The organism is Saccharopolyspora phatthalungensis (assembly GCF_014203395.1).
GTDB lineage: Bacteria > Actinomycetota > Actinomycetes > Mycobacteriales > Pseudonocardiaceae > Saccharopolyspora > Saccharopolyspora phatthalungensis.
In genome coordinates, this window is sequence record NZ_JACHIW010000001.1 from 2,854,955 (window position 1) to 2,878,159 (window position 23,205).

Annotated in this window: 21 protein-coding genes; 14 read left to right on the forward strand and 7 right to left on the reverse strand. The window is 70.4% G+C overall.

Going from position 1 to position 23,205, the window contains the following annotated elements; all coding sequences use genetic code 11:
* Nucleotides 1–112: 112 nt before the first annotated feature.
* Nucleotides 113–1,099, reverse strand: coding sequence for a glycosyltransferase family 2 protein (locus BJ970_RS13205; protein ID WP_312864233.1), 987 nt, complete (start codon nt 1,097–1,099; stop codon nt 113–115).
* A gap of 154 nt (nt 1,100–1,253) precedes the next feature.
* Here BJ970_RS13205 and BJ970_RS13210 point away from each other — a divergent pair, with 154 nt between their 5' ends.
* The 3 genes from BJ970_RS13210 to BJ970_RS13220 all read left to right on the forward strand — a co-directional run bounded on the left by BJ970_RS13210 (nt 1,254) and on the right by BJ970_RS13220 (nt 4,667).
* Nucleotides 1,254–2,348: a glycosyltransferase family 4 protein gene (locus BJ970_RS13210; RefSeq protein WP_312864234.1), complete on the forward strand. Its 1,095-nt coding sequence runs from the start codon at nt 1,254–1,256 to the stop codon at nt 2,346–2,348.
* Between the two features lie 155 nt (nt 2,349–2,503).
* Nucleotides 2,504–3,634 (forward strand): glycosyltransferase family 4 protein, encoded by a 1,131-nt coding sequence (locus tag BJ970_RS13215; protein WP_184729076.1) that lies wholly within the window; start codon nt 2,504–2,506, stop codon nt 3,632–3,634.
* A gap of 172 nt (nt 3,635–3,806) precedes the next feature.
* Nucleotides 3,807–4,667 carry a glycosyltransferase family 2 protein gene (locus tag BJ970_RS13220; RefSeq protein ID WP_184726532.1) on the forward strand — a complete coding sequence of 287 codons (861 nt, stop codon included), beginning with the start codon at nt 3,807–3,809 and terminating at the stop codon, nt 4,665–4,667.
* Here BJ970_RS13220 and BJ970_RS13225 read toward each other — a convergent pair.
* Entirely contained in the window at nt 4,664–5,020 is a 357-nt protein-coding gene (locus tag BJ970_RS13225; RefSeq protein WP_184726533.1) for a hypothetical protein, read from the reverse strand. The genes BJ970_RS13220 and BJ970_RS13225 overlap by 4 nt on opposite strands.
* A 165-nt stretch (nt 5,021–5,185) precedes the next feature.
* Here BJ970_RS13225 and manB point away from each other — a divergent pair, with 165 nt between their 5' ends.
* Both manB and BJ970_RS13235 read left to right on the forward strand, forming a co-directional pair.
* Nucleotides 5,186–6,283 (forward strand): mannose-1-phosphate guanylyltransferase, encoded by a 1,098-nt coding sequence (gene manB / locus BJ970_RS13230; protein WP_184726534.1) that lies wholly within the window; start codon nt 5,186–5,188, stop codon nt 6,281–6,283.
* A gap of 8 nt (nt 6,284–6,291) precedes the next feature.
* Nucleotides 6,292–7,203 (forward strand): DNA-3-methyladenine glycosylase family protein, encoded by a 912-nt coding sequence (locus tag BJ970_RS13235; RefSeq protein WP_184726535.1) that lies wholly within the window; start codon nt 6,292–6,294, stop codon nt 7,201–7,203.
* Between the two features lie 73 nt (nt 7,204–7,276).
* Here BJ970_RS13235 and BJ970_RS13240 read toward each other — a convergent pair whose 3' ends face one another.
* From BJ970_RS13240 to BJ970_RS13255, 4 genes are all read right to left on the reverse strand, one after another.
* Nucleotides 7,277–7,807 (reverse strand): NUDIX hydrolase, encoded by a 531-nt coding sequence (locus tag BJ970_RS13240; protein ID WP_184726536.1) that lies wholly within the window; start codon nt 7,805–7,807, stop codon nt 7,277–7,279.
* Nucleotides 7,804–9,147 carry a coenzyme F420-0:L-glutamate ligase gene (locus BJ970_RS13245; RefSeq protein WP_184726537.1) on the reverse strand — a complete coding sequence of 448 codons (1,344 nt, stop codon included), beginning with the start codon at nt 9,145–9,147 and terminating at the stop codon, nt 7,804–7,806. The genes BJ970_RS13240 and BJ970_RS13245 overlap by 4 nt, the downstream gene beginning before the upstream one ends.
* Nucleotides 9,144–10,136: a 2-phospho-L-lactate transferase gene (gene cofD / locus BJ970_RS13250; RefSeq protein ID WP_184726538.1), complete on the reverse strand. Its 993-nt coding sequence runs from the start codon at nt 10,134–10,136 to the stop codon at nt 9,144–9,146. Before cofD ends, BJ970_RS13245 begins: the two co-directional genes overlap by 4 nt.
* Nucleotides 10,137–10,205: 69 nt before the next feature.
* Entirely contained in the window at nt 10,206–10,964 is a 759-nt protein-coding gene (locus BJ970_RS13255; RefSeq protein ID WP_184726539.1) for a site-2 protease family protein, read from the reverse strand.
* Nucleotides 10,965–11,472: 508 nt separating this feature from the next.
* Here BJ970_RS13255 and BJ970_RS13260 point away from each other — a divergent pair.
* Nucleotides 11,473–11,787 (forward strand): WhiB family transcriptional regulator, encoded by a 315-nt coding sequence (locus tag BJ970_RS13260; protein ID WP_246470840.1) that lies wholly within the window; start codon nt 11,473–11,475, stop codon nt 11,785–11,787.
* 86 nt (nt 11,788–11,873) lie between these two features.
* A complete protein-coding gene (locus BJ970_RS13265) occupies nt 11,874–14,972 on the forward strand; it encodes a glycosyltransferase (protein WP_184726540.1) in 3,099 nt (1,032 codons plus the stop codon).
* 137 nt (nt 14,973–15,109) lie between these two features.
* Here the strand turns inward: BJ970_RS13265 and BJ970_RS13270 are convergent, their stop codons facing one another.
* On the reverse strand, nt 15,110–15,583 hold the full coding sequence (locus BJ970_RS13270) for a metallopeptidase family protein (RefSeq protein ID WP_184726541.1): 474 nt from the start codon (nt 15,581–15,583) through the stop codon (nt 15,110–15,112).
* Between the two features lie 274 nt (nt 15,584–15,857).
* Between BJ970_RS13270 and BJ970_RS13275 the strand changes: the two genes are divergently transcribed.
* From BJ970_RS13275 to BJ970_RS13305, 7 genes are all read left to right on the forward strand, one after another.
* Complete coding sequence (locus BJ970_RS13275; RefSeq protein ID WP_184726542.1) at nt 15,858–16,217, forward strand: DUF3499 domain-containing protein; 360 nt, start codon at nt 15,858–15,860, stop codon at nt 16,215–16,217.
* A 107-nt stretch (nt 16,218–16,324) separates the two neighbouring features.
* Nucleotides 16,325–17,674: a phosphomannomutase/phosphoglucomutase gene (locus BJ970_RS13280; RefSeq protein ID WP_184726543.1), complete on the forward strand. Its 1,350-nt coding sequence runs from the start codon at nt 16,325–16,327 to the stop codon at nt 17,672–17,674.
* 70 nt (nt 17,675–17,744) lie between these two features.
* Nucleotides 17,745–17,960 carry a Trm112 family protein gene (locus tag BJ970_RS13285; protein ID WP_184726544.1) on the forward strand — a complete coding sequence of 72 codons (216 nt, stop codon included), beginning with the start codon at nt 17,745–17,747 and terminating at the stop codon, nt 17,958–17,960.
* Nucleotides 17,961–17,966: 6 nt separating this feature from the next.
* Complete coding sequence (locus tag BJ970_RS13290; RefSeq protein ID WP_184726545.1) at nt 17,967–19,046, forward strand: SIS domain-containing protein; 1,080 nt, start codon at nt 17,967–17,969, stop codon at nt 19,044–19,046.
* A 106-nt stretch (nt 19,047–19,152) separates the two neighbouring features.
* The gene (manA, locus tag BJ970_RS13295) at nt 19,153–20,409 is read left to right on the forward strand and encodes a mannose-6-phosphate isomerase, class I (RefSeq protein ID WP_184726546.1); all 1,257 of its coding nucleotides are present in this window, start codon (nt 19,153–19,155) and stop codon (nt 20,407–20,409) included.
* A gap of 115 nt (nt 20,410–20,524) precedes the next feature.
* Nucleotides 20,525–21,448, forward strand: coding sequence for a cation diffusion facilitator family transporter (locus BJ970_RS13300; RefSeq protein ID WP_184726547.1), 924 nt, complete (start codon nt 20,525–20,527; stop codon nt 21,446–21,448).
* A gap of 136 nt (nt 21,449–21,584) precedes the next feature.
* On the forward strand, nt 21,585–23,117 hold the full coding sequence (locus BJ970_RS13305; protein ID WP_184726548.1) for an amino acid permease: 1,533 nt from the start codon (nt 21,585–21,587) through the stop codon (nt 23,115–23,117).
* Nucleotides 23,118–23,205: the final 88 nt, after the last annotated feature.

Genomic DNA, 23,205 nt, shown 5'->3' on the forward strand with positions numbered 1-23,205 from the left:
TCCTTCCCGACACCGGCCGGTGTCCGTTCGGCCGGCGGCTCCAGGTGCCACTTCCGGCGGACGAGCAGCAGCCGCGGGCTGGTCGGTGTCCCGTTCGGACCCGGCGCAATGGTCATGCTCCGGCCCAGGTTCGCCAGACCTCGCGCCGGGAGACCCTTGCCGCCTGACCGATTCGGCGTCGGGCGTGCAGTGCCGCCGGAAGACCCACCGCTACCTCGGCGAGGACGCGGAGCCGCACGGCGACGCGGAAGTTCGCCGCTTCGGGCACCTTCCGGTCGAGCCCGCCCGGAGCTGCCTGGCCGGGTCGGCTTCTGGCCTGCACAGCACGGCGCAGCGGCAGGGCGAACGTGATCGCCGCGAAGCGGGCGAGTTCACGTGCCGCTACGGAAAACGGTGCACAGCGGAGCAACGTGAGTAGCCGGTTGCGCTCGTTCCAGAGGTGGAACCGCGTCGAGCCCGGCAACGTGGTCGCACCGTGCAGATGCGAAGCGCTCGCGCTGATCACCGGGATAACGCGGTGACCGGCCAGCCGCAGCCGCCACGACGTATCGGTGTCCTCGTAGTAACAGAAGAAATGTGCCGGAACCCCGCCGACGGAACGGAGATGGCCGGCGCGCAGCAGCGCGGCGCCGCCACAGAAACCGAACACGGCGTCGACGGGTTTAAGCGCGTCAGCGCCGTGGCCGTCGGCAGTGAGGCGCACGCCGACGGATTGCACTCGGCCATCGGGCGTGCGGAGCACGGACGACGCTGCGGCGGCGCCGTGGTCGGCGTCGAGTGCAGCCTCCAAGGCGCCGAGCCAGCCCGGGGCTGGCGCAGCGTCATCGTTCAGCCACGCGACGTAAGGGGTGTGAACGCGGTCGAGCGCAGCTGCGATTCCGCCGGCGTAGCCAAGGTTGCGCCGCAGCCGCAGCACTTCCGGCGCCGCCGGATGGGCGGCGAGCAGGGCGGCCGTGCCGTCGTCGGAGGCGTTGTCGACGACGAGGGTCTTATGTGGACAATCCTGGGCGGCCAACGCGTCGAGACACGCTTCGATGTGGTCCCGCCCTCGCCAGGTCACCACGACCACGGTGCTGCGCACGCGTTCCGACGCCGTCACGCTCGAAGACGTTACGGCCCGGCGGGCCCGAACCGCTCGCAGTCCCCGGCCGCCGCCGCTCGCCATCGCCGCATGGCCTTGCTGACCTGTGGAAACGGCACCATCCGCCCCGGCCGGTGTCTGGCTCGGCCGGTCTATGCGGGAAGCTGGACGGGTGCCCCAGCTCGTCACGATCGCCGAGCAGTTGCTCGCTCCGGTTCCCGGCGGAACCGGCCGCTACACGCGGGAACTGCTCCGCGCGATGGCCGAAACCGCGCCGAGTGGATGGGAGCTGACCAGCGTGATCAGCCGCGGCGGCGATCCCGAGGCCGCCAGGGTTCCCGGCGTGCACGGGCCGCGGGTGCTGCCCCTTGCGCGTCGCGCTCTCATCGCGGCTTGGGATTGCGGGCTTCCGCTGTGGCCTGGCGGCGACTCGGTGCATGCCATGACGCCCCTGGCGCCGCCCGCCAAGCGCGGACGGGGTCTGGTGGTGACCGTGCACGACACAGTGCCGTGGACGCATCCGGAAACCTTGACACCACGCGGGGTTTCCTGGCACCGGCGGGCGATCCGCCGGGCCGCGCAACGTGCCGACGCGCTGGTCGTGCCCACTGCGGCGGTGGCCACCGACCTCGCGAAGCGCACCCCGATCACCGCTGCGCTCCGAATCATCGGCGAGGGCGTCACCCCCTCCTTGCTGGCCGAACCCGATCCGGCCACCGCCGCCCGACTGGAATTGCCGAAGCGGTACGTGCTGGCGATCGGCACGGTCGAGCCGCGCAAGGGCTACGAACATCTGGTGCGGGCGATGGCCGAGTCCACCGCCCCGGATGTTGCGCTGCTGATCGTCGGGCGCCGCGGCTGGGGCGACGTCGACGTGGTGCGCATCGCCGCCGAATGCGGCGTGGATCACCTGCGCTTGCTGGACTCGGTCTCCGACGCCGAACTCGCCGCTCTGTTGCGAAACGCGACGGTGCTGGCCGCACCCAGCCTCGCGGAAGGCTTCGGCCTCCCGCTCGTGGAAGCGATGGCGCTCGGCGTGCCGGTCGTGCATTCCGATGCGCCGGCCCTGGTGGAGGTCGCGGGCGGTGCCGGCGTGACGGTTCCGCGTGCCGACCCGGCCGCACTCGCCGCCGCCCTGCGTGCCGTCGTCGACGATCCCGCGCGCCGAGCCGAGATGGTCGCGGCCGGAACCCGGCGGGTCGCGGACTTCACCTGGGCGCAGGCGGCGCGCGCGGTTTGGCGGCTGCACCTCGACATTGCCGGCTAAACGCTCGGTACCGAGCCTTCGGCGCCGGAGAATCCCGAGCTGCGCAAGCCGATTCGTGCGCGGAGCAGAGCAGAACAGGACACATTTTCACGGACTCGGCACGGGTCCAGGCATCCGCACCGTACGCTGCTCAGGTGCACAAAGGCGAGCCGCACATTCTCATCGACGCCACCGCGGTGCCTGCGGATCGAGGCGGCGTCGGCCGCTACGTCGACTCCCTGCTGGCGGCCTTGGACGCGGACGGTGCTCGTATCACCGTCGCCTGCCAACCCCGCGACACGGAGTTATACGCGACCATCGCACCGCACACCGATGTGGTGCCCGCCACCGACGCCGTCGCGACCCGAACCGCCCGGCTGACCTGGGAACAGACCACCCTGCCGCTGCTGGTGCGCCGGCTCGGGGTCGACGTCTTGCACTCGCCGCACTACACGACGCCGTTGGCCAACCCCGCCGCATCAGTGGTCACCCTGCACGATGCGACGTTCTTCACCAACCCGGCGGTGCACTCCCCGGTCAAGGCCAGGTTCTTCCGCGCATGGACGCGCACCGCGCTGCGCCGCGCCACGTTGTGCATCGTGCCGAGCAAAGCGACCGCGACCGAGTTGTCCCGTTCGGTCGGGGCCGACCGCGCCCGGATGCCGGTCATGTACCACGGCGTGGACCCGGACCGGTTCCACCCGCCGACGCCCGAGGAGATCGGGGAGGTGCGCGACCGGCTGAACCTGCACGACCAGCCCTACGTCGCCTTCCTCGGCGCGCTGGAACCGCGCAAGAACGTGCCGGCGCTGATCCGCGGTTTCATGCTCGCCTGCCAGGGGCGCACCGATTCGCCGGCGCTGGTGCTGGCCGGTCAACCGGGCTGGGACACCCGCGTCGAGCGGGCGTTGGAGGCCGTGCCGCACCGGATCCGGGTGATCCGGGCCGGTTACCTGCCGTTCAAGCAGCTGGCCGGGTTCCTCGGCGGTGCGCGCCTGGTCGCCTATCCGAGCATCGGCGAGGGCTTCGGCTTACCCGTGCTGGAGGCGATGGCCTGCGGTGCCGCGGTGCTCACCACGCGGCGGCTGAGCCTCCCGGAAGTCGGCGGCGATGCCGTCGCCTACTGCGGGGTGGGGGCCGGCGACATCGCGACCGGCCTGACGGAGTTATTGGACGACCCGGCCCGCCGCGCCGCGCTCGCCACGGCAGCTCAACTCCGCGCGAAGGAGTTCACCTGGGCGGCCTGCGCGACCCAGCACCGCGCCGCTTTCGCCCGCGCCCACCACATCCACACCCGCTCCCGTTGACCACAGCCGCGCGTGGGGCGATGTTCGCGCAACCCCGCCGGCTGCCGTGCTGACCCGTTCACGGCAGTTGAACAGCGGAAACGCAACCTCAGTCGCCCGGTGGGGCCCAGTTCCGGCCCGAACCGCGGTCAGGCCGCGGCGCTTCCAGCGCGGTTCGGCAGAATGTGGCGGCGTGACCGACGCGCGCACCTACGGCGATGAAGTCGCCGTTGTCACCGTGACCTACTCGCCAGGCGAAACCCTGGAGCGGTTCCTCGACACCTTGGACAAGGCGACGGAACGGCCGATCCGGGTGATCCTCGCCGACAACGGCTCCACCGACGGCGTCCCGGCACGGACCGCCGCCGAACGCGCGAACGTGGACCTCGTGCCCACCGGCGGCAACCTCGGCTACGGCGGCGGGGCCAACCGCGGGGTGGCCGGGCTCGGCACCGAATACGGCTGGGTCGTGGTCGCCAACCCCGACCTGGAGTGGCAGGCGGGTTCGCTGGACGAGCTGTTGGCCGCGGCCAAGCGCTGGCCGCGCGGCGGATCCTTCGGCCCGCTGATCAAGGAAACCAACGGCGAGGTCTACCCGTCGGCGCGGCTGCTGCCGTCGATCGGCCGTGGCGCAGGACACGCGCTGCTCGGCAAGGTCTGGCCGTCGAACCCGTGGTCGCGCGCCTACCGTCAGTCCGAGGCGACGATCACCGAACGGCCGGCGGGCTGGCTGTCCGGTTCCTGCCTGCTGCTGCGCCGCGAGGCATTTGACTCCGTGGACGGCTTCGACCCGCGTTACTTCATGTACTTCGAGGATGTCGATCTCGGCGACCGGCTGGGCCGGAAAGGCTGGCTGAACGTCTACGTGCCGAGCGCGGAGATCATGCACATTGGCGGGCACTCCACCTCGGGAGCCGCCAAGCGGATGCTCACCGAACACCACCGCAGCGCCTACCGATACCTGGCCGACCGCTACCCGGGACCGGCCTGGGCACCACTTCGGATCGCGCTGCGCGCGGCCCTGGCCGCCCGCGCTCGCCTCGAAACCCGCTAGTACGGGTAGTACTGCTGCGTAGCCTGCGAACCCAACGGCCCGAACTGGTCGGGGCCGCGCTGCGCGTGGTACGGGTTCGGCGGAAGATCCTGTTGCTCCTGCCCGTAATCCTCGGTGGGCCAGCCGCTGTGCTGCGGCTCCAGCCGCTGCCGTATCGGTCGCTGCGGCTGCTGGCCGGCCGATGGAAGCACCTGCGTGGTGTCCGCGGGATCGGCCTGGCTGACGACGTCGCGCGGGATGCGTACGGTGTTCGCGGCGTCCATCGGGGAGGTGGCATTGTCGGGAGTGACGACGAACGCGCCTCGTGCCCGCGCGCGAGCAAGTGCTTCGTCGGCTCGGAGGCGCGGGTCCATAGGGATGCCCTCTCAGTCGTTCGCAGTCGGTAGTCCGCGGCGCAGATGTTGGGCACGACCGCTGGGGGCGGGCCCGTCGTTCATTATGCCGTTGCCCCTGCCAGAGTATTCCCCCTAACGGGTGTTCGTCACTGAAGTCCATCGGGTAGAGGAGGTCCACCGCCAATGTCCGCGGATACGCAGGACCCGGCCGCGTCGCCGCCGGCGGAAGCGGTCGTGCTGGTGGGTGGTCAGGGGATGCGGCTGCGCCCGCTGACCCTGTCCGCGCCCAAGCCGATGCTGCCCACCGCCGGAGTTCCGTTCCTGAGCCACCTGCTGTCCCGGATCCGGGCGGCCGGCATCGAGCATGTGGTGCTCGGCACGTCCTACAAGGCGGAGGTGTTCGCCGCGCACTTCGGTGACGGATCCGACTTGGGCCTGCGGCTGGAGTACGTCGTCGAACCGGAGCCGCTGGACACCGCCGGCGCGATCCGCAACGTCTCGGACCGGCTCAGCGCCGACGACGTCCTCGTGTTCAACGGCGACATCCTCTCCGGCGTGGATCTGACGAAGCTGCTGGAAACCCATCGCAGCGCCGCGGCCGACGTGACGCTGCACCTGGTCAAGGTCGACGAGCCGCGCTGGTTCGGCTGCGTTCCCACCGCCGCCGACGGGCGGGTCACCGCCTTCCTGGAGAAGACGGACAATCCGCCGGTGGACCAGATCAACGCGGGCTGCTACGTGTTCCGCCGCGAAGTGATCGACACAATTCCGGCGGGGCGGCCGGTGTCGGTCGAGCGCGAGACCTTCCCCGGACTGCTCGCCTCGGGCGCTCGGGTGCAGGGCTACATCGACACCTCGTACTGGCTGGATATGGGCACCCCGGCGGCGTTCATCCGGGGCTCCGCGGACCTGGTGCTAGGCGCGGCTCCGACCAACGCGTTGCCCGGCGAGCGCGGCGAAGCGCTCGTGCTGGACGGAGCGTCGGTCGCCGCTGATGCGGAGGTCTGCGGCGGCAGCGCGATCGGGCGGGGCAGCGTGGTGAAGTCCGGTGCACGGGTCGTCGAGTCGGTGCTCTTTGACGGGGTACGTGTCGAAGGCAACGCGGTGGTCGAACGGTGCGTGATCGGCGCCAACGCGACAATCGGAGCAGGTGCCGTGCTGCGCGACGCCATCATCGGCGACGGCGCGAGCGTCGGTGCCGACTGCGAACTGCTGAACGGGGTTCGGGTATGGCCCGGCGTTGAGCTGCCCGAGCGCGGCGTGCGGTTCTCCGCGGACTGAGCACGAACATGAGTGAGGCCGTGACTCGAACCTGGCGCCCGTCGTATCCGCTGGACCTGCCACGGGTGCTGGCCCCGCTGCGCCGGGGAAACGGCGACCCCACCACGCGGGTGGACGCCTCCGGCGAGGTGTGGTGGGGCACTACGACTCCGACCGGCCCGGCGACGCTGCGGTTGCGGAAGGACCGCACCGGCACGGTGACTGCGACGGCGTGGGGGCCGGGCGCGCACTTCGTGCTGGACAACGTCCCGGACCTGCTCGGAGCTTCCGACGATGACACGGGTTTCGTCGCGGTCCACGATGTCGTGGAGCGCGGTCGGCGGGCGTCGCGCGGCGTGCGGCTGTGCGCTTCGGGCCGGGTTTGGGACGTCCTGGTCGCCGCCGTGCTGGAGCAGAAGGTCACCAACCGGGAGGCGTGGCGGTCCTGGCGGGAGCTCTGCTGGCGCTTCGGCAGCCGCGCGCCGGGGCCGGTCGAGAAGCTTTGGGTGGCCCCGGATCCCGTGCGGCTGCGCCGAATCCGGGACTGGGAGTGGCATCGCGCGGGCATCGACGGGGCCAGGCGACGCACCCTGATCGCCGCGGCGTCGGTGGCTGGGCGCCTGGAGCGGGCCGTCGAACTGCGCGGCCTGGAGGGCCGAACGCTGCTGCAGAAGGTGCCCGGCATCGGGCCGTGGACGGCGGCCGAGGTCGCCCAGCGGGCCTGGGGTGACCCGGACGCGGTCAGCGTCGGCGACTTCCACCTGCCGACGATCGTGGGCACGGCCCTGGTCGGCCGCCCGTTGGACGACGAAGGCATGCTCGATGCTCTGGCTCCCTATGCCGGCCAACGCCATCGTGCGGTCCGCTACCTCGGCGCCGCGGGCGTCCATCGCCCCCGCTACGCCCCCAGGATGCCCGTCCGCAACTACCGCACCATGTGACGGCCCACGAGCGAAGAACGCCTGCCGCCACCGGAAACAACCGCGCCGGGCGTGGGTTCGCCGCCTTCCGCGGCTACCTGCGGGCCGCGGTCACCAGGGGGCCTAGGTCGGAGCCTTCGGGGAGGGCGTTCACCGGCCACCAGCGGAGGTCAAGGGACTCCTCGCTGCGGGTCGGCTGGACTCCTTCCGGGGCCCGCACTATGAAGCGCACGTCGAAGTGGCGGGTCGGTTTGCCCAGCGAGCAGGTGATCGGGTGCACGTCCAAGTGCACCGGCTCCGGTTCCACCATGAGACCGTCCACACCGGACTCCTCGGTCGCCTCGCGCAGCGCGGCCCCGGCCAATGAGGTGTCCTCCGGCTCGCAGTGGCCGCCGAGCTGCAACCACATCCCCACCCGAGGATGCAGCGTGAGCAGCACGTTCTCGCCGGCCGCGTCGAGCAGCACGGCCGACGCCGTCACGTGCCCCGGCTCGCACGCCCGCAGGCAGGCGTCGGCGCGGGCGTCCATCAGGGTCAGGAAGGCGTGACGCAGCGCGTCCTGCTGCGGATCATCGGGGCGCCACTCGCCGAGCACGCGCAGCGCGTCCGCATGAGGTCCGCTCACAGCTCCACCAATCCATCGTCGAGTTCCCGGGGTTCCCGGGGGCCGTCGACGGGCTCAGCGGAGTGGCCGACTGCCACCGCGCCCAACGGCTCCCACGAGTCGGGCAGGTCGAGCGCGGCTCGCACGACCTCCGGGCAGAACAGCGTCGAGGATACCCAGCACGACCCGAGCCCCTCGGCGGCCAACGCGACCAGCAGTCCCTGCACCGCCGCGCCGCCCGCGACGGTGAACATCTGCCGCTCAGCCTCGGTGCGCGCCGGGTCCGGGTAATCGTGCGCGCCCTCGCGCACCAGGAACGCCAGCACCAGTTCCGGCGCGGCGTAGAGCAGGTTGCCGCGGCCGACCCGGCGCTGCGCGGCCTCCTCGGAAAGGCCGTCGGCGCGCAGGTCATCCAGCCAGGCGGTGCGCATCGCGTCCAGCAACTTCGTCCGCAGTGGACGGTCACGCAACCAGACGAACCGGACCGGTCGGGTGTGGTGCGGCGCGGGCGCGGTCAGCGCGGCCCCGACCGCGCGGCGCACCGCGTCGCCGTCGACCGGATCATCGTTGAACGTCCGCACCGAGCGGCGCATCAGCACCGCCTCGCGGCGACCCTGCGCCACCGCCTCCGCGGTGCCCATCCGGAACAGGTCCTCTTCGACGGGCCGCACCAGGTCGCGGGCGCTTGACCCGTCGTCCGTGGTAGCCATCCCGCGCACCACGGCGACCGGGACCGCACCCAGCTTGCCCTTGACCAGGTCGGCCGCTCCGGCGATCTCGTCGGCCACCGCGACCTCGGTCACCGCCAGCTCGTTGCCCTGCGAATCGGTGCTGCCCGCGTAGCGATGCAGCACCCCGAGACCGGCGGAGCCGATCGCCACGTCGGTTTGCCCGACCCGCCAAGCGCGGCCCATCGTGTCGGTCACCACGACGGCGACGTGCACGCCCAAGCGCTCGGCGAGCCCAGCGCGCAGTTTGCGCGCGGAGGCATCCGGATCGTCGGGAAGCAGCGCGATCTGGTCTAACGACACGTTCGAAGCGTCCACGCCGGAGGCCGCCTGCACGATGCCCAGCTTGTTCTCGGTGATCAGGAACCGCTCGCGGCGGGCCAGCACGCGGGTGGCCTCGGCCAGCACCAGCTCACGGCGCAGCTTGTCGCGCAGCTCCGGGTCGCGTGGCGTGGTCACCACCCGGCCCTCGACCTTGGACACCACCTTGCTGGTGACCACCACGATGTCGCCGTCGCTGAGCCAGGGGGCGGCGGCCGCGATCGACGCGGCGAGGTTATCGCCCGGGCCGAACTCGGGCAGCCCGCTAACCGGAAACAGCCGCAACCCGCCCGAAGCCGCGTGATCCCTCATCGCCCCTCCCGGGCAAGGTCGAAGGCCGCCCGCGCCATCGCGGCGGTGGCGTCCACATCGGACATCAACAACGGGACGGCGCGAACGCGCACCCCGGGGACCTCGGCGCTGTCGCCGGTGTGCACCAGCCAGCCGTCCAGGATGCCTTCCGGGTCCTGGCGGGAGCCGTAGTGCCGACCGACCGCCTCGGCGGTGCTGTCCACCCCGATCGCGGTCAGGCACGCATCCGCCATGCCCCGCAGCGGCCGACCGCCGACGATCGGGGACAAGCCCACCACCGGCGCCGACGTTTCCCGCAGCGCGGCCCGGAAACCCGGCACCGCCAGCAGCGTCCCGATGCTGACCACCGGGTTCGATGGTGCCAGCAGCACCACGTCGGCCTGCGCGACTGCATCCAGGACGGCCGGCGTCGGCTTCGCCTCGTCCGCACCGACCGGCGCGATCGCGTGCGCTGCGGGCTCGGCGCGGTAGCGCACCCACCACTCCTGGAAGTGCACCGCGCGCTGCGCGTCCCGCTCCGGGTCGTCGATCGCGACGTGCGTTTCGACCCGTTCGTCGGTGACGGGCAGCAGCCGCACCCCCGGTCGCCACCGGTCGCACAGCGCCTCGGTCACTGCCGACAGCGAGTAGCCGGCGCGCAGCATCCGGGTTCGCACCAGGTGGGTGGCGATGTCCCGGTCGCCGAGCCCGAACCAGCTCGGTTCGGCGTCGTAGGCCGCCAGCTCCTCCTTGACCGACCACGTCTCGTCGACCCGGCCCCACCCCTTCGCAGTGTCGATGCCGTCGCCGAGGGTGTACATGCAGGTGTCGAGGTCCGGGCAGACCCGCAATCCGTGCATCCAGACGTCATCGCCCACGTTGACCACCGCGGTGATCTCGTGTTCGGACTGCTGCTGCGGCTCGCCGATCGACGGCAGCCCCAACGCCGCTTTGACGCCCAGCAGGAACCGCGCGCCGCCGACGCCGCCGACCAGAACTACGACCTTCACGGCCCCGATCCTCGCACGGCCACCTGAAGCCCAGGGCGCGAACCTAAGACCTCCCGGTCGGTGGACGCATCACAGGAACCCGAAGATGCTGCGGAACAGGCTCTGTCCCAGGTATGCCTGCACCGAATTGCCGCCGACGACGTCGAACACGAAGTAGGCGAGCCCGAAGAACGCCTGACCGACGAACGGCACCCCGATCAGCACCACGAACAGCACCAGCGGCGCCCACGGGCGCGCTTTCTCGCCGAACCGCCGGGCCGGGCCGGACAGCCACGGCTCGATCGCGCCGTAACCGTCCAGGCCGGGGATCGGCAGAATGTTCAGCACGAACGCGATCACCTGCAGGAAGGCCAGGTAGGACAGCCCCGAGGACAGCCCGATCGGCATCGTCACGACCGCGACGGCGGTGGCGATCAGCAGCCCGAGCACCAGGTTCGTCAGCGGCCCGGCCAGCGACACCATCGATTCGGTTCGCCGGGATCGCAGCGCGTGATGGTTGATCCACACCGCGCCGCCGGGCAGCGGAATACCGCCGATCGCCACGAAGATCAGCGGCAGCACGATGCTCAGGACCGGGTCGGTGTAGTGCCGGGGGTCCAGCGTCAGGTAGCCCTTCGAGCGCACCGACCAGTCGCCGCCGCGGAAGGCCGTGATGGCGTGGCCGAACTCGTGCAGGCACAGCGAGGTCGCCCAGCCGCCGAGCACGATCAGTACGATGCCGCCGACCCGGGCGGCGTTGTTGTCCAGTGTGGCGAGCACGCCGCCCAGCACGGTCACGCCGACGAGGGCGAGGAACAGGGGGCTTACTCGCACCGCGGATTTCGTCACGCCGTCCAGTGTCCATGAACGACTCGGTGAGCGTCCTGGGCGCTGCCCGGCGAAGATGACCTTCGGGTGGTATCCATGATCTTGGGCGTTCACGTTGCTACGGAGGGAGTACCGGAATGCGCTGAACGTGCTTGTCCGACGGCTGATCGGAGCGTCCCTCTACGGAAGGTCTCCGCTTGACCGCAAGGAGCTACACGGGTGTAATCACAGCAGTGTCATTCGTCGCTGAAATGATCGTTCTGCGGGCAGAAGCCGGTTGGATGGGCAGAAGCCGGTTGGATGGTCGCGCAGCGGCCGGCCGGGTGCGGGAGATCCGGTCGGACATCGGTCGATCGACGCATCGCCGGCGGAGAGAGGGCGGGCGGCGCAGCCGATCGGCGACGGCACCGCCGCCGTCGAAAGTGCTGGGTCCCCGGCCGTGGGGGCCAGGCGACCTGCGAGCAGGAGTGCGTCCTGTTCCGGTCCTGGGGAGGACCGGTGGGAACGGGAGAAATCGGGGGAAGCAACGATGTGGGAATCAGGAGATAGCCGCCTCGCGGAGCGTGGGGACGCTACCGCGGCGGAACTCGACGTCCTGGCAGAGCTGTTCGAGTTGACCGACGACGAACAGGAATGGCAGGAGCGCGCGTTGTGCGCGCAGACCGATCCGGAGGCGTTCTTTCCGGAGAAAGGCGGCTCGACCCGGGAGGCCAAACGAATCTGCGCGGGGTGCGAAGTGCGCTCCGAATGCCTGGAGTACGCGTTGCAGCACGACGAACGCTTCGGCATCTGGGGCGGACTGTCCGAAAGAGAGCGCCGCAAGCTCAAGCGCCGCGCGGTCTGATCGATTCGAGTTCGCTCAAGGGGTTTTCTTCCGCTGCTGGTGCATTACCGTTCTGTGGTAGTGGATCAAGTTAGTGGGAGGAAATTGTGGTCGCGCCGGTGCTGGCGGTGTTGGTCTGTCACGACGGCGAGGCGTGGCTGCCGGATGTTTTCGCAGCGCTTGGCGAGCTGACGGAACGGCCGCGACGCGTGGTGGCGGTGGACACCGGTTCGACCGACCGCACGGCGGAGCTGCTCGTGCAGGGGCGCGCGGACCGAGTCATCGACGATGTGCTCACGATGCCGCGCGGCACCCGGTTCGGTGCCGCCGTCGCGGCGGCGGTAGCACACGGAACGAAGCGGTGGGCCGATCCCGGACGCTGGTTGTGGCTACTGCACGATGATTCTGCGCCCGAGCCGGAATGCCTGGAGCGCTTGCTGCGAGCCGCGGAGCGAGATTCGGCCGCCGCGCTGCTCGGCCCGCTCGGCTTGGACTGGGCGGATCCCCGGCTGGTGGTGGACGCGGGTCTGAGCACCGATGCCGCCGGGCATCGGCAGACCGGCATCGGGCAGTTCGAACTGGACCCGGCGCTGTCCGGTGACGTACCCCCGGCGTCCGGGGCGCTGGCGGTGACGACGGCCGGTGCGCTGGTGCGGCGCGACGTCTTCGAGCAGCTCAACGGTTTCGACGCGCGCTGCTCGGGCAGCGCGGATGTCGACCTGGGTTGGCGGATCAACCTGGACGGGCACGGCGTCCGTTGGGTTCCCGACGCGCGGATGCGGCATGCGGCCGCGAGGCGAGGCTTTCCGGCAGCGGAGCGGACCGGTGAGGTCCGCACGTTCTTGGTCAACGCACCTGGGTGGGCGTTCCTGATCGGGCTGCCGCGGCTGTTCTGCCTGACATTGCTGCGGATGTGCGGTTTCGCGGTGATGCGGCGGTGGACCGAGTCGGCCGCCGAACTGGCCGTGTTGCGCGGGTTGCTTGGCGGGCGCCTGAAACTGCTGGCGGGCAGGTCCGCGCGCGCTGCCACGATTCCGGTCCGGTACAGCGTCCGCGGCCTCGTCACGAGCCGGTCGGCGCGGTTGCGGAACTGGGCGCGAAGCGCTTTCGAAGGACTGGTCCGTGAGCGGGTGCGGCGTGATCTGGCCCTTGGACGAGAACGGGAAGGCCGTCGCGTCAACGCCGTTCCCGATGACACCGAGCGGGTCGACCCGCCGGGGCGGACTGGACTGATCGCGGTGCCGGTGCCGGAAACGGGCGTGCCCAAACCGTCGCCGTCGAAGCGCGATGCGATCCGGCCGGACCTGCTGCTTGTGCCGCTCGACCGCTGGCGGGCGCTGCGCGAGCTGCTGCTGGCGCCGCCGGTGGTGCTCGCGGTGGTGCTGGCGGTGTTCGCGTTGGCCACCAATGGATTGCTCGCCGATCGGTTCGGGGGCGGCCTGCAAGGTGGCCGGTTGCTGCCGGTGGCCGACTTGGCGACGACGTGGCGCGACTACCTGGCGGCCTGGCATCCCGTTAACGGCGGTACCGGCGCCCCGGCTTCCCCTTCGCTGCTGGTGCTCGCGCTTTTCGGCACTGTCCTAGGTGGACCGTCAGTGGTGGTTTCGGGGCTGTTGCTGTTCGGCGCTGTGTTCGCGGGTCTGAGCGCGTACCTCGCGACCCGGGCACTTCCGGTTTCGCGCCGGCGCCGAGCCTTGGCAGCCGGTGCCTATGCCTTGTTGCCGGCGGCGTCGCTTTCCGCCGGGCAGGGACGCTTGGACGTCGTGGTCGCGCACATCCTGGTCCCCTTGCTGCTGGCCGGGATCGCATCGGTGATCATTCGATCCGATGGGCAGTGGCTGTGGATGGCGTGCCTGACGGCGTTGGGCCTGGCGGTGCTGGGTGCCTTCGCGCCGTTGCTGCACCTCGCATTGGTCTTGCTGGCCATGCTCGCTTTCGTCGTCTTGCCCGACGAGGGCTTGCGCAACCGACGTCGCGTCGCCGGGCTGGTCGCGGTGGCACTGCTGTCCGTCGCGTGTCTGCTGCCGTGGCCGGTAGTGCTGCTGCGGCACCCCCAGATGTTGTTGCACGGGCTGGGCGCACGGGTCAGCGAGGTTCCGGCCGGAGCCTGGCTGTTGGCCTTGAGCCCGGATGGATCATCGCCGAGCCAGGTCGGTGCGTTGTTCGTGCTAGCCGCGGTCGCGGCCCTTCTGACTGCTTGGTCCTCGCAGATGTTGCCGGGCGCGGCTGTCGCGATCTTCGGTTGGGCGTTGGCCGCAGTGGTGGACCACCTTGCCGCCGAACCGATCACCGGTGGCCCGAGCACTACGGGATGGACCGGCGGGCCGCTGGTACTCGTCGCGGCCGGGTGCGGATGGATCGTGCTGCTGGCTCGAAAACCGCGCGTTTCCAACAAGATCCTGGTGCCATTGCTCGTGGTCGGCCTCCTGGGACTGGCATCCGGTGCGGCGCTCACCACGCTCGGCGGACCACTGCGCGTCCAGCAGAACACCGCGGTGGACCTGCCCGGTTCGGTGCTGATCCTCGAACCCGAACCGCAGCTCGCCCGGTTCATGGACGGCGGCCGACCCCGTTTCGGCGACGACGACCTCGCACCGGTCGGCCCAGCAGTCGACTGGCTTCGCCGAGTCGACGACGACCTGCAGTCCAGCGATCCGGCTCGGGTGCGCGGTGCGCTTGCCGCGACGGCGGCTCGCGGGGCGGGGTTCATCGTGGTCCCCAACGGCTCCCGAGTGCTGGAATTCGCCGGGGGCCTGCTCGCGGAGCACGGCCGGCTTGCCGACGGGCGGCGCGTCCTGCGGCTGGTTTTGCCGAGCAGCCCGGTCGAGCTGCTCGGCCCCGACCTCGCGAAGCGGGCGCGATCGGAGCCCGCCCCGACGCCCGAGGCAAGGCCGCTGCCGGTGGCCGCCGAGCTGCCGCAGTTCACGGTCCGGGTGTCCGAAGGTGGTGCGGGTCGGGCACTGGTCCTAGGAGCGGAGAACGAGCCGGGCTGGTACGTCCGGATCGACGGTCGGCCCTTCCCGCTGGCCACCGCCTGGGGTCACCAGGTCGCGATCCCGCTGCCCGAGAACGCGGCCGATGTCCAGGTGGGCTACACCGAGATCCCGCGCACCGCACTCCTGGGCCTGCAAGCCGCGTTCATCCTGTTCGCCCTCGTCGCGGCCATCCCCGAACGGCGCCGCCGAAAGCCCCGCAAGCTCACCTGATCCTCCCGATCATCCACAACCGGGTGCGTGTTCGGCACGCGCCGTGTCAGGAGGCGGTGCGGTCGGTGCCCGGGACCCTTGCCGTGCTGAGCGCGATGTGCAGCAGCACTGGAGGCGCTGCCGCTCGGGACACCTGCTTACTGGCCTTCGATGACGTCGGGATCCAGCCCGAGATAGGTCGCGACCTGCTCGACGAGCACGTCGTGCAACAGGTCCGCCATGTCCATGCCGTCGCGGGCGCGCGCCTCCAGCGGCCGTCGGTACAGCACGATTCGTGCCCGCGTCGGCAACCCGCGCCGATCGACGCCGGCCGGGACGAGCCGGGCCAGCGGCACGTTGGCGTCCACCACCACGTCGTCGTCCCACACCAGCTTTTCCGGCGTGGTGCTCTTGATCTCCGGTACCTCGTCAACGGCCACGTCGAGCTGGGTCAGCTCCGCGTGCCAGCGCTGCTCGATCGGTTCGAGAGCCTCCAGTACCAGCGCGTCGAACCGCTGCGAGCGGCTACGCGACACCGGAACCGAAGACGGGTACAGCGGTCCGCGCAAGCCACGGCCCCGCCGGTCCCGGCGGAAGCGGCTTCGACGCCGAGATCCACGTGCGGTCACCACGGGCCGAGGGTACGCCCTCGACAGCCAAGGTCGGGACAAGCGTCGGGGGGTTTTCCGCCCGGAGTATGCGCATGCAGCGGGCGACGCGACCGGCGGCGGTGCAAGCCGACTCGACCCTGGCCGGTTCTCCGGCGTCGGCCGGAGCGGCACGACCACCGCCCCCGCACCGTTCGCGCAGAGCAAACAGGCCGGAACCAGGTGCTCGCGGGCCCATCGGGAGCGGTTTCCGCGTGCCTGCGCCGCGCGCCGGATCGGGGACGCTATCGTGCGTGTCGTGCGGAGCGTGAGGCGTTGCTCGCGGACCGGGTGTACCAACCCGGCCGTCGCCACGCTCACTTATGCCTACGCGGACTCCACCGCGGTGGTCGGCCCGCTGGCCACCTATGCCGAGCCGCACAGCTACGACCTGTGCGAAGCGCACGCGTTGCGGCTCACCGTGCCGAAGGGCTGGGAGGTCGTGCGCCACGAGGGCGAGTTCGCGCCGCCGGAGCCGTCCGACGACGACCTGACCGCGCTGGCCGAGGCCGTGCGGGAGGCCGGTCGGCCGGACCGGCCGGTCGAGGCTCAGGAATTCGCCTCCGGGGGTAGCCGTCGCGGCCACCTGCGCGCGCTGCCCGATCCGATCGACGAGTGAATAGATCGTGACGAACAGCTCTGGTGCGTCTAGCGGACACCACCGCGCTCTCGATCGCCGGTAGGCTTCGGGCCACGTCTGTGGCGCGGAAACGGGGAGGGTGCAGCGTGCGGGACCTGTCGGGGATCGTCAAGGCCTACGACATTCGCGGAGTGGTCGGTGACGTCCTGGACGCCGAAGTGGTGCGGGAGATCGGCGCCGCTTTCACCCGGCTCGTAGGTGGTCCGGCGGTGGTCATCGGGCACGACATGCGGGAATCCTCGCCGGAGTTGGCCGAGGCGTTTGCCGCGGGCGTCATCGGGCAGGGCGTCGATGTGATCAACATCGGCCTGGCCAGCACCGACATGCTGTACTTCGCTTCCGGGCGGCTCGACCTGCCCGGCGCGATGTTCACCGCCAGCCACAACCCGGCTCGCTACAACGGCATCAAGCTGTGCCGCGCCGGGGCCGCCCCGGTGGGTCAGGACAGCGGGCTGTCCGAGATTCAGGAGCTGGTCGCCCACGGCGTGCCGGAGTTCCTGGGCGCCAAGGGCACCGCCACCCAGCGGAACGTGGCCGCCGAGTACGCCACCTACCTGCGCGAACTCGTGGATATCAGTGGCATCCGCCCGCTGAAGGTCGTGGTGGATGCCGGCAACGGGATGGGCGGGCACACCGTGCCGACCGTGTTCGAGGGCTTGCCGGTCGAGCTGGTGCCGATGTACTTCGCGCTGGACGGCACCTTCCCCAACCACGAGGCCAACCCGCTCGACCCGGCGAACCTCGTCGACCTGCAGGCCAAGGTCCGCGAGTTGGGTGCCGACGCCGGACTTGCCTTCGACGGCGACGCCGACCGCTGCTTCGTGGTGGACGAGCGCGCCGAACCGGTCTCGCCGAGCGCGATCACCGCGCTGGTCGCGGTTCGCGAGCTGGCCAAGGAGCCCGGCGCGACGATCATCCACAACCTGATCACCTCCAAGGCCGTGCCCGAGATCGTCGCCGAGCACGGCGGAAAGCCGGTGCGCACGCGGGTCGGGCACTCCTTCATCAAGCAGACGATGGCCGAGAGCGGCGCGATCTTCGGCGGCGAGCACTCCGCGCACTACTACTTCCGCGACTTCTGGCGCGCCGACTCCGGCATGCTCGCCGCGCTGCACGTGCTCGCCGCGCTCGGCGGCCAGGCCGCGCCGCTGTCGAGGCTGATGGCCGACTACTCGCGCTACGCCGCCTCGGGCGAGATCAACTCCACCGTCGACGACCAGCAGGGCCGGATGCGCGCCGTGGCGGAGGCGTTCGGTGACCGCAGTGGTGCTCGTGTCGACGAACTGGACGGGCTTACCGTGGAGTTGTCGGACGGATCGTGGTTCAACCTACGCCCGTCCAACACCGAACCGCTGCTCCGGCTCAACGTGGAGGCAAGGGACACTGACGCGATGACCGCGCTGCGCGACGAGGTGCTCGCGGTCGTCCGGGGGTGAAATCCCGGCATCGCCACGATCGTCGGAGTGCGGGCCCGCAGCGTCGGCGCGGGTGAGTTTGGGAGGAAAAGTGGCCGTTGACCTGCAACCGGAGTTGTTGGAGATCCTGGCTTGCCCGTGCCCGCAGCACGCATCGCTGCGGCTGGGCCTGGGCGATGACGCGCTGGCCGATTACCTGACCTGCACCTCCTGCGGCCGTGGCTTCCCGGTCCGGGATGGAATTCCGGTGCTGTTGCTGGAAGAAGCCGTCGGAGGCCCGGCCCCCGGCGCTGCCGGGGAGGAGTGACGTTCCGTGCTGGACGACAGTCTCTTCGACGATCCGCCCAGGCTGGCCGAGGTGGATTCCGGCGGCTTGCTGCGGCTCGCCGCTCTCTCCGGGGCGCAGGTCCGAGCCGCTGCCGAGACCGCGCGTGACGTGGGGCTGGACGATCTCGCCGACGGGCGCCCACGCGCCGTGGTGCTGCTGGCCCGGCCCGGCGTCGGCCCGGGGGTCTGCCGCCTGCTGGCCGCGTTGACCGGGCTGCGGTGCCCGGTTCCGCTGGTGATCGTGGAGGCCGTTCCCGCCTGGGTTGGCGCGCTGGACGTCGTCTTCGCGCACACCGACGACCTCGGCGACGCGGTGCTGGCCGAATCGGTGTCGGTGGCCTGCCGCCGCGGCGCGACGGTCGTGCTGCCGGTCGCGGCGGACGGACCGGTCGCCGCCGCGGGAGCGGGCCGCGCCAAACTGCTATCGCCGCGCATCCCGGTGCCACCGGCGCTGTCGTTCGCACATGTCTTCGCGGCCGGGCTCAGCACCCTCGGTGCCCTGGGGTTGCTGAGCTTCAATGCCGAACAGCTGGCCGACGAACTCGACCGGGAGGCCGAACGCGCGCACCCTAGCCACGAATCGCTGATCAACCCCGCGAAGTCGCTGGCGCTGCGCCTGGCCGACCGGGCCCCGCTGCTGTGGGGCCTCGACCCGGTATCCACGGCGGTGGCGGAGCACGGTGCGTTCGCGCTCGGCTGCCATGCCGGGGTGCCCTGTGACGTCGCCGACTACCCGCAGGCCGCAACCGAACGCGCGCTGCATCGCGCCGCTGCCGCGGTCGGCTCCGAGGCGGACCTGTTCGCCGACCCCGAGGACAACCCGGGTGGGTTGCTGCGCGTGTTCCTGGTCAGCACGCGGTACGACGCACCGGGGGAGGCGTTCGAACGAGCCGCGACCCGGGACTTGCCGAGTGCGGACCTGGTCACACCCGGCGAGTCGGTGAACAACGACGCCGTCCTTCGTTCCGCGGCGCTGGCCGCCCGATTCGACCTGGCCGCCGTATACCTGGGGCTGGCCGCCGGAACTCTGAACGGGCCTGGTTGGCCCGCACTGGCGATGCACTGAGGGAGAGTTCAGGGGTTGCCCCGATGCCGCCCGTGGGCCCGGTGCGGTGTGCTGTGCCGGGGCGTCGGGGACGAGCAGATGTGAGGACGAGGAAGCGAGAGCGACTGTGGAGCTACTGCGGAACGCGGTGCGCCCCTATGCGTGGGGCTCGCGTACCGCTATTGCTGATCTGCTCGGTCGGCCCGTCCCGACACCGCATCCCGAAGCAGAGCTGTGGATGGGCGCCCACCCGGGGGACCCGTCGCGGGTGGTCCGACCCGATGGGGACGAAGTATCGCTGCTGACTCTGCTGGACAGCGACCCGGCGCACCACTTGGGCTCCGCATGCGCGCAGCGCTGGGGCGGCCGGTTGCCCTTCCTGCTCAAGGTGCTTGCGGCCGATGAGCCGCTGAGCCTGCAAGCGCACCCGTCGGCCGCGCAGGCCGCGGAAGGTTTCCGGCGGGAAGAGGACGCGGGCATCGCGCGCAACGCGCCGAACCGCAACTATCCGGATCCCACCGCGAAACCAGAGCTGATCTGCGCGTTGACCGAGTTCCACGCGCTGGCCGGATTCCGCGAGGCGCAGCGCACCGTGCGACTGCTCGACGACCTGGCCGTCCCGAGCCTGCGCGCCCACCGCGAACTGCTTGCCGCGCAACCCGATGCCGACGGGCTGCGTGCCCTGTTCACGACCTGGATAACGCTGCCCGAGCACTACCTGCGCGAGGTGCTGCCGGACCTGCTGGACGCCTGCGTGGCGCACGTGCGCGGCCGCGGCGAGTTCGCCCTCGAATGCCGCACGGTGCTCGAACTCGGCGAGGCATATCCGCACGATGCCGGAGTGCTGGCCAGCCTGCTGCTGAACCGGCTTGTGCTACAGCCGGGCGAGGCGATCTTCCTGCCCGCCGGGAACCTGCACGCCTACCTGCACGGCACGGGCATCGAGATCCTGGCCAACTCCGACAACATCCTGCGCTGCGGCTTGACCCCCAAGCACGTCGACGTCCCCGAACTGCTGCGGGTGCTGGACTTCGCCTGTGGCGACATGCGGGTGCTCAAGGGCGAGTCGCTGGACGCCAACCTGACCGCCTACTGGGCACCGGCCGACGAGTTCGAGCTGTCCAGATTGGACTGGACGCCGGCCGAATGCGGCACCGTCCGGCTGGACTCGCCCGGGCCGCAGATACTTCTGTGCACCAAGGGAAGCGTCCAGCTGACCAGCACCGCGCACCGGGGCAACGGATCCCTGCCGCGTGAACTGCTGCTGGAGCGTGGCAACTCGGTGTGGCTGGCGGCATCCGATCCGGCCGTGGACGTGCACCCCGCCGAGCTCGACGCCGGCGGCAACGCCCAGGTCTTCCGCGCCGCCGCGGGCGCGTTCTAAGCGTCGACCAGGGAGTTCTGCGTACTTCGTCCCCGTCCGGGAAAGCACCGGGTAGATTTCTCCCGACATTGGGCCGCGTACCGGCCGAACCGCATACCGAATCGGGAGATACATCGTGTCAGCAGGAGGCGGAGCCAAGGCCATCCTGGCCGCCCTGGCCGCCAACGCGGGCATCGCCGTGGCCAAGTTCGGCGGGTTCCTGTTCACCGGTTCATCGTCGATGCTGGCGGAATCGGTGCACTCGCTCGCCGACACCTCGAACCAGGGCCTGCTGCTGCTGGGCCAGAAGACCTCGCAGCGCAAACCCACCGAGGAGCACCCCTTCGGCTACGGCCGGGACCGGTACTTCTACTCCTTCGTCGTCGCGCTACTGCTGTTCAGCCTCGGCTCGGTGTTCGCCCTTTACGAGGGCATCCACAAGATCCAGCACCCCGAGCCGTTGCAGTGGGCCTGGGTGGCGGTGCTGATCCTGGTGATCGCGATCGGCCTGGAGTCCTTCAGCTTCGTCACCGCGATCAAGGAATCGCGGACGATCAAGGGCGGGCTGACCTGGTGGCAGTTCATCCGGAAGGCCAAGACCCCGGAACTGCCGGTGGTGCTGCTGGAGGACCTCGGCGCGCTGATCGGCTTGGTGCTCGCGCTGGGCGGCGTCGGCCTCACCGTGCTGACCGGCAACTCGGTGTGGGACGGCATCGGCACCGCGTGCATCGGCGTGCTGCTTGGGGTGATCGCGATCGTGCTGATCATCGAGACCAAGAGCCTGCTCATCGGGGAGGGCGCCACTCGCGACGTGCTCGACGAGATCGTGGCCCAGCTGGAGTCCGAGCGCGTCGAGAAGGTGATCCACATCCGCACCCAGTACCTCGGCCCGGACGAGTTGCTGATCGCCGCCAAGATCGGTCTCGCGCCATCGCTGTCGGTGGCGGAGGTGGCCGCCGAGATCGACGGCGCCGAGGCGCGGATCCGGGCGAAAGTGCCCGCGGCGCGCCTGATCTACCTTGAACCCGACCTGGAGCGGGGACGGGCTGTGACCCCCTGACCCGATCGGGCGTGACGTGGGCTCGCATCACAAGGCGTTAACGAAACGGGTGGTGGAAAGCGATTACCCACTGTCGATCGCCACACTGCCGAGTTAGGGTGCGATCCACCATTTGGGTTTACTGAGGGAGGCGACAGTGCCAGGCACTGGGCTGTGGCGTACCAAGTCGGTCGAACAATCGATCTTGGATACCGACGAACCGGACACCAAGTTACGAAAGAACCTCGGCACCTGGGACCTGATCGTCTTCGGGGTGTCCGTGGTCATCGGTGCCGGCATCTTCACCCTCGCCGCGAGAACCGCCGGCGACGTTTCTGGTCCTGCGGTGTCACTTTCGTTCGTGCTCGCGGCAATCGCCTGCGGGTTGGCGGCACTGTGCTACGCCGAGTTCGCTTCCACCGTTCCGGTTGCGGGCAGCGCGTACACCTACTCCTACGCCACGTTCGGCGAGTTCATCGCCTGGATCATCGGCTGGGACCTGATCCTGGAGTTCGCCGTCGCCGCGGCGGCCGTGGCCAAGGGCTGGTCGATCTACCTTGAGCAGGTGCTCAAGTTGATCGGCCTGCACGTGCCCACGGTGCTGCAACTCGGGGCGCTGCAATTCGACTGGGGCGCGGTGGTGCTCACCGTGGTGCTGTGCACGCTCCTCGCCATCGGAACGAAGCTTTCGGCCCGCGTCAGCCTGGTGATCACGCTGATCAAGGTGGCGGTGGTGCTGCTGGTCATCGTGGTGGGCCTGGCCTACATCAACACGGCCAACTACACCCCGTTCATCCCGCCGGCGCAGAGCGCCGCTGCGGACAGCCCGAAGCTGGAGCAGTCGCTGCTGTCGCTGATCCTCGGCGGCGAGACCAGTACTTACGGCGTTTTCGGGTTGTTGGCGGCGGCGTCGCTGGTGTTCTTCGCCTTCATCGGCTTCGACATCGTGGCCACCACGGCGGAGGAAACCCGCAACCCGCAGAAGAACGCCCCGCGCGGCATCCTCGGTTCCCTGGCGATCGTCACCGTGCTCTACGTCGCGGTCGCGCTGGTGGTCACCGGCATGGTGCCGTACACCGACTTGGCCACCAGCGAGGACGGCACCCGCGCCACCCTGGCCACGGCCTTCGCTCAGCACGGTGTGACCTGGGCGGCGGCGATCATCTCGGTCGGTGCGCTGGCCGGTTTGACGACGGTCGTCATGGTGTTGCTGCTGGGGCAGACCCGCGTGCTGTTCGCGATGTCCCGCGACGGCCTGGTGCCGCGTGGGCTGGCCAAGACCGACCCGCGGCACGGCACCCCGGTCCGGGCCACCGTCCTGGTCGGTGTGGTCGTGGTCGTCGCGTCCGGCTTCTTCCCGGCGGACAAGCTGGAAGAGATGGTCAACGTCGGCACGTTGTTCGCCTTCGTGCTGGTCTCGCTCGGCGTGATCGTGCTCCGCAGGACGCGGCCCGACCTGCCGCGCGGTTTCCGCGCACCGCTGGTGCCGTTCGTTCCGATCCTGGCGATCATCGCCTGCGTCTGGCTGATGCTGAACCTGACCACGCTCACCTGGATCCGGTTCGTGGTCTGGATGGCCGCCGGCATCGTGATCTACTTCCTGTACGGCCGCACCCACTCGCGGTTGGCCGAGCGCCAGGCCAGCGAGGTGGCGGCTGGTGGTTCGGTGTCGCGCGACTCGACCCCGTAACCCGCTGATTGCCGAAAGCGGCGCCGCCTCACGAGGGCGGCGCCGCTTTTTCGCCACCCATTCGAACAAACGTTCACCTGGCTGGGTG

What these genes read in the sequence shown, in the direction of transcription:
- BJ970_RS13225 (WP_184726533.1), bottom strand. Translation starts at nt 5,020, where the DNA reads ATGGACCCGCGCCTCCGAGCCGACGAAGCACTTGCTCGCGCGCGGGCA.
- manB (WP_184726534.1), top strand. Translation starts at nt 5,186, where the DNA reads ATGTCCGCGGATACGCAGGACCCGGCCGCGTCGCCGCCGGCGGAAGCG.
- BJ970_RS13235 (WP_184726535.1), top strand. Translation starts at nt 6,292, where the DNA reads ATGAGTGAGGCCGTGACTCGAACCTGGCGCCCGTCGTATCCGCTGGAC.
- BJ970_RS13245 (WP_184726537.1), bottom strand. Translation starts at nt 9,147, where the DNA reads ATGAGGGATCACGCGGCTTCGGGCGGGTTGCGGCTGTTTCCGGTTAGC.
- BJ970_RS13260 (WP_246470840.1), top strand. Translation starts at nt 11,473, where the DNA reads ATGTGGGAATCAGGAGATAGCCGCCTCGCGGAGCGTGGGGACGCTACC.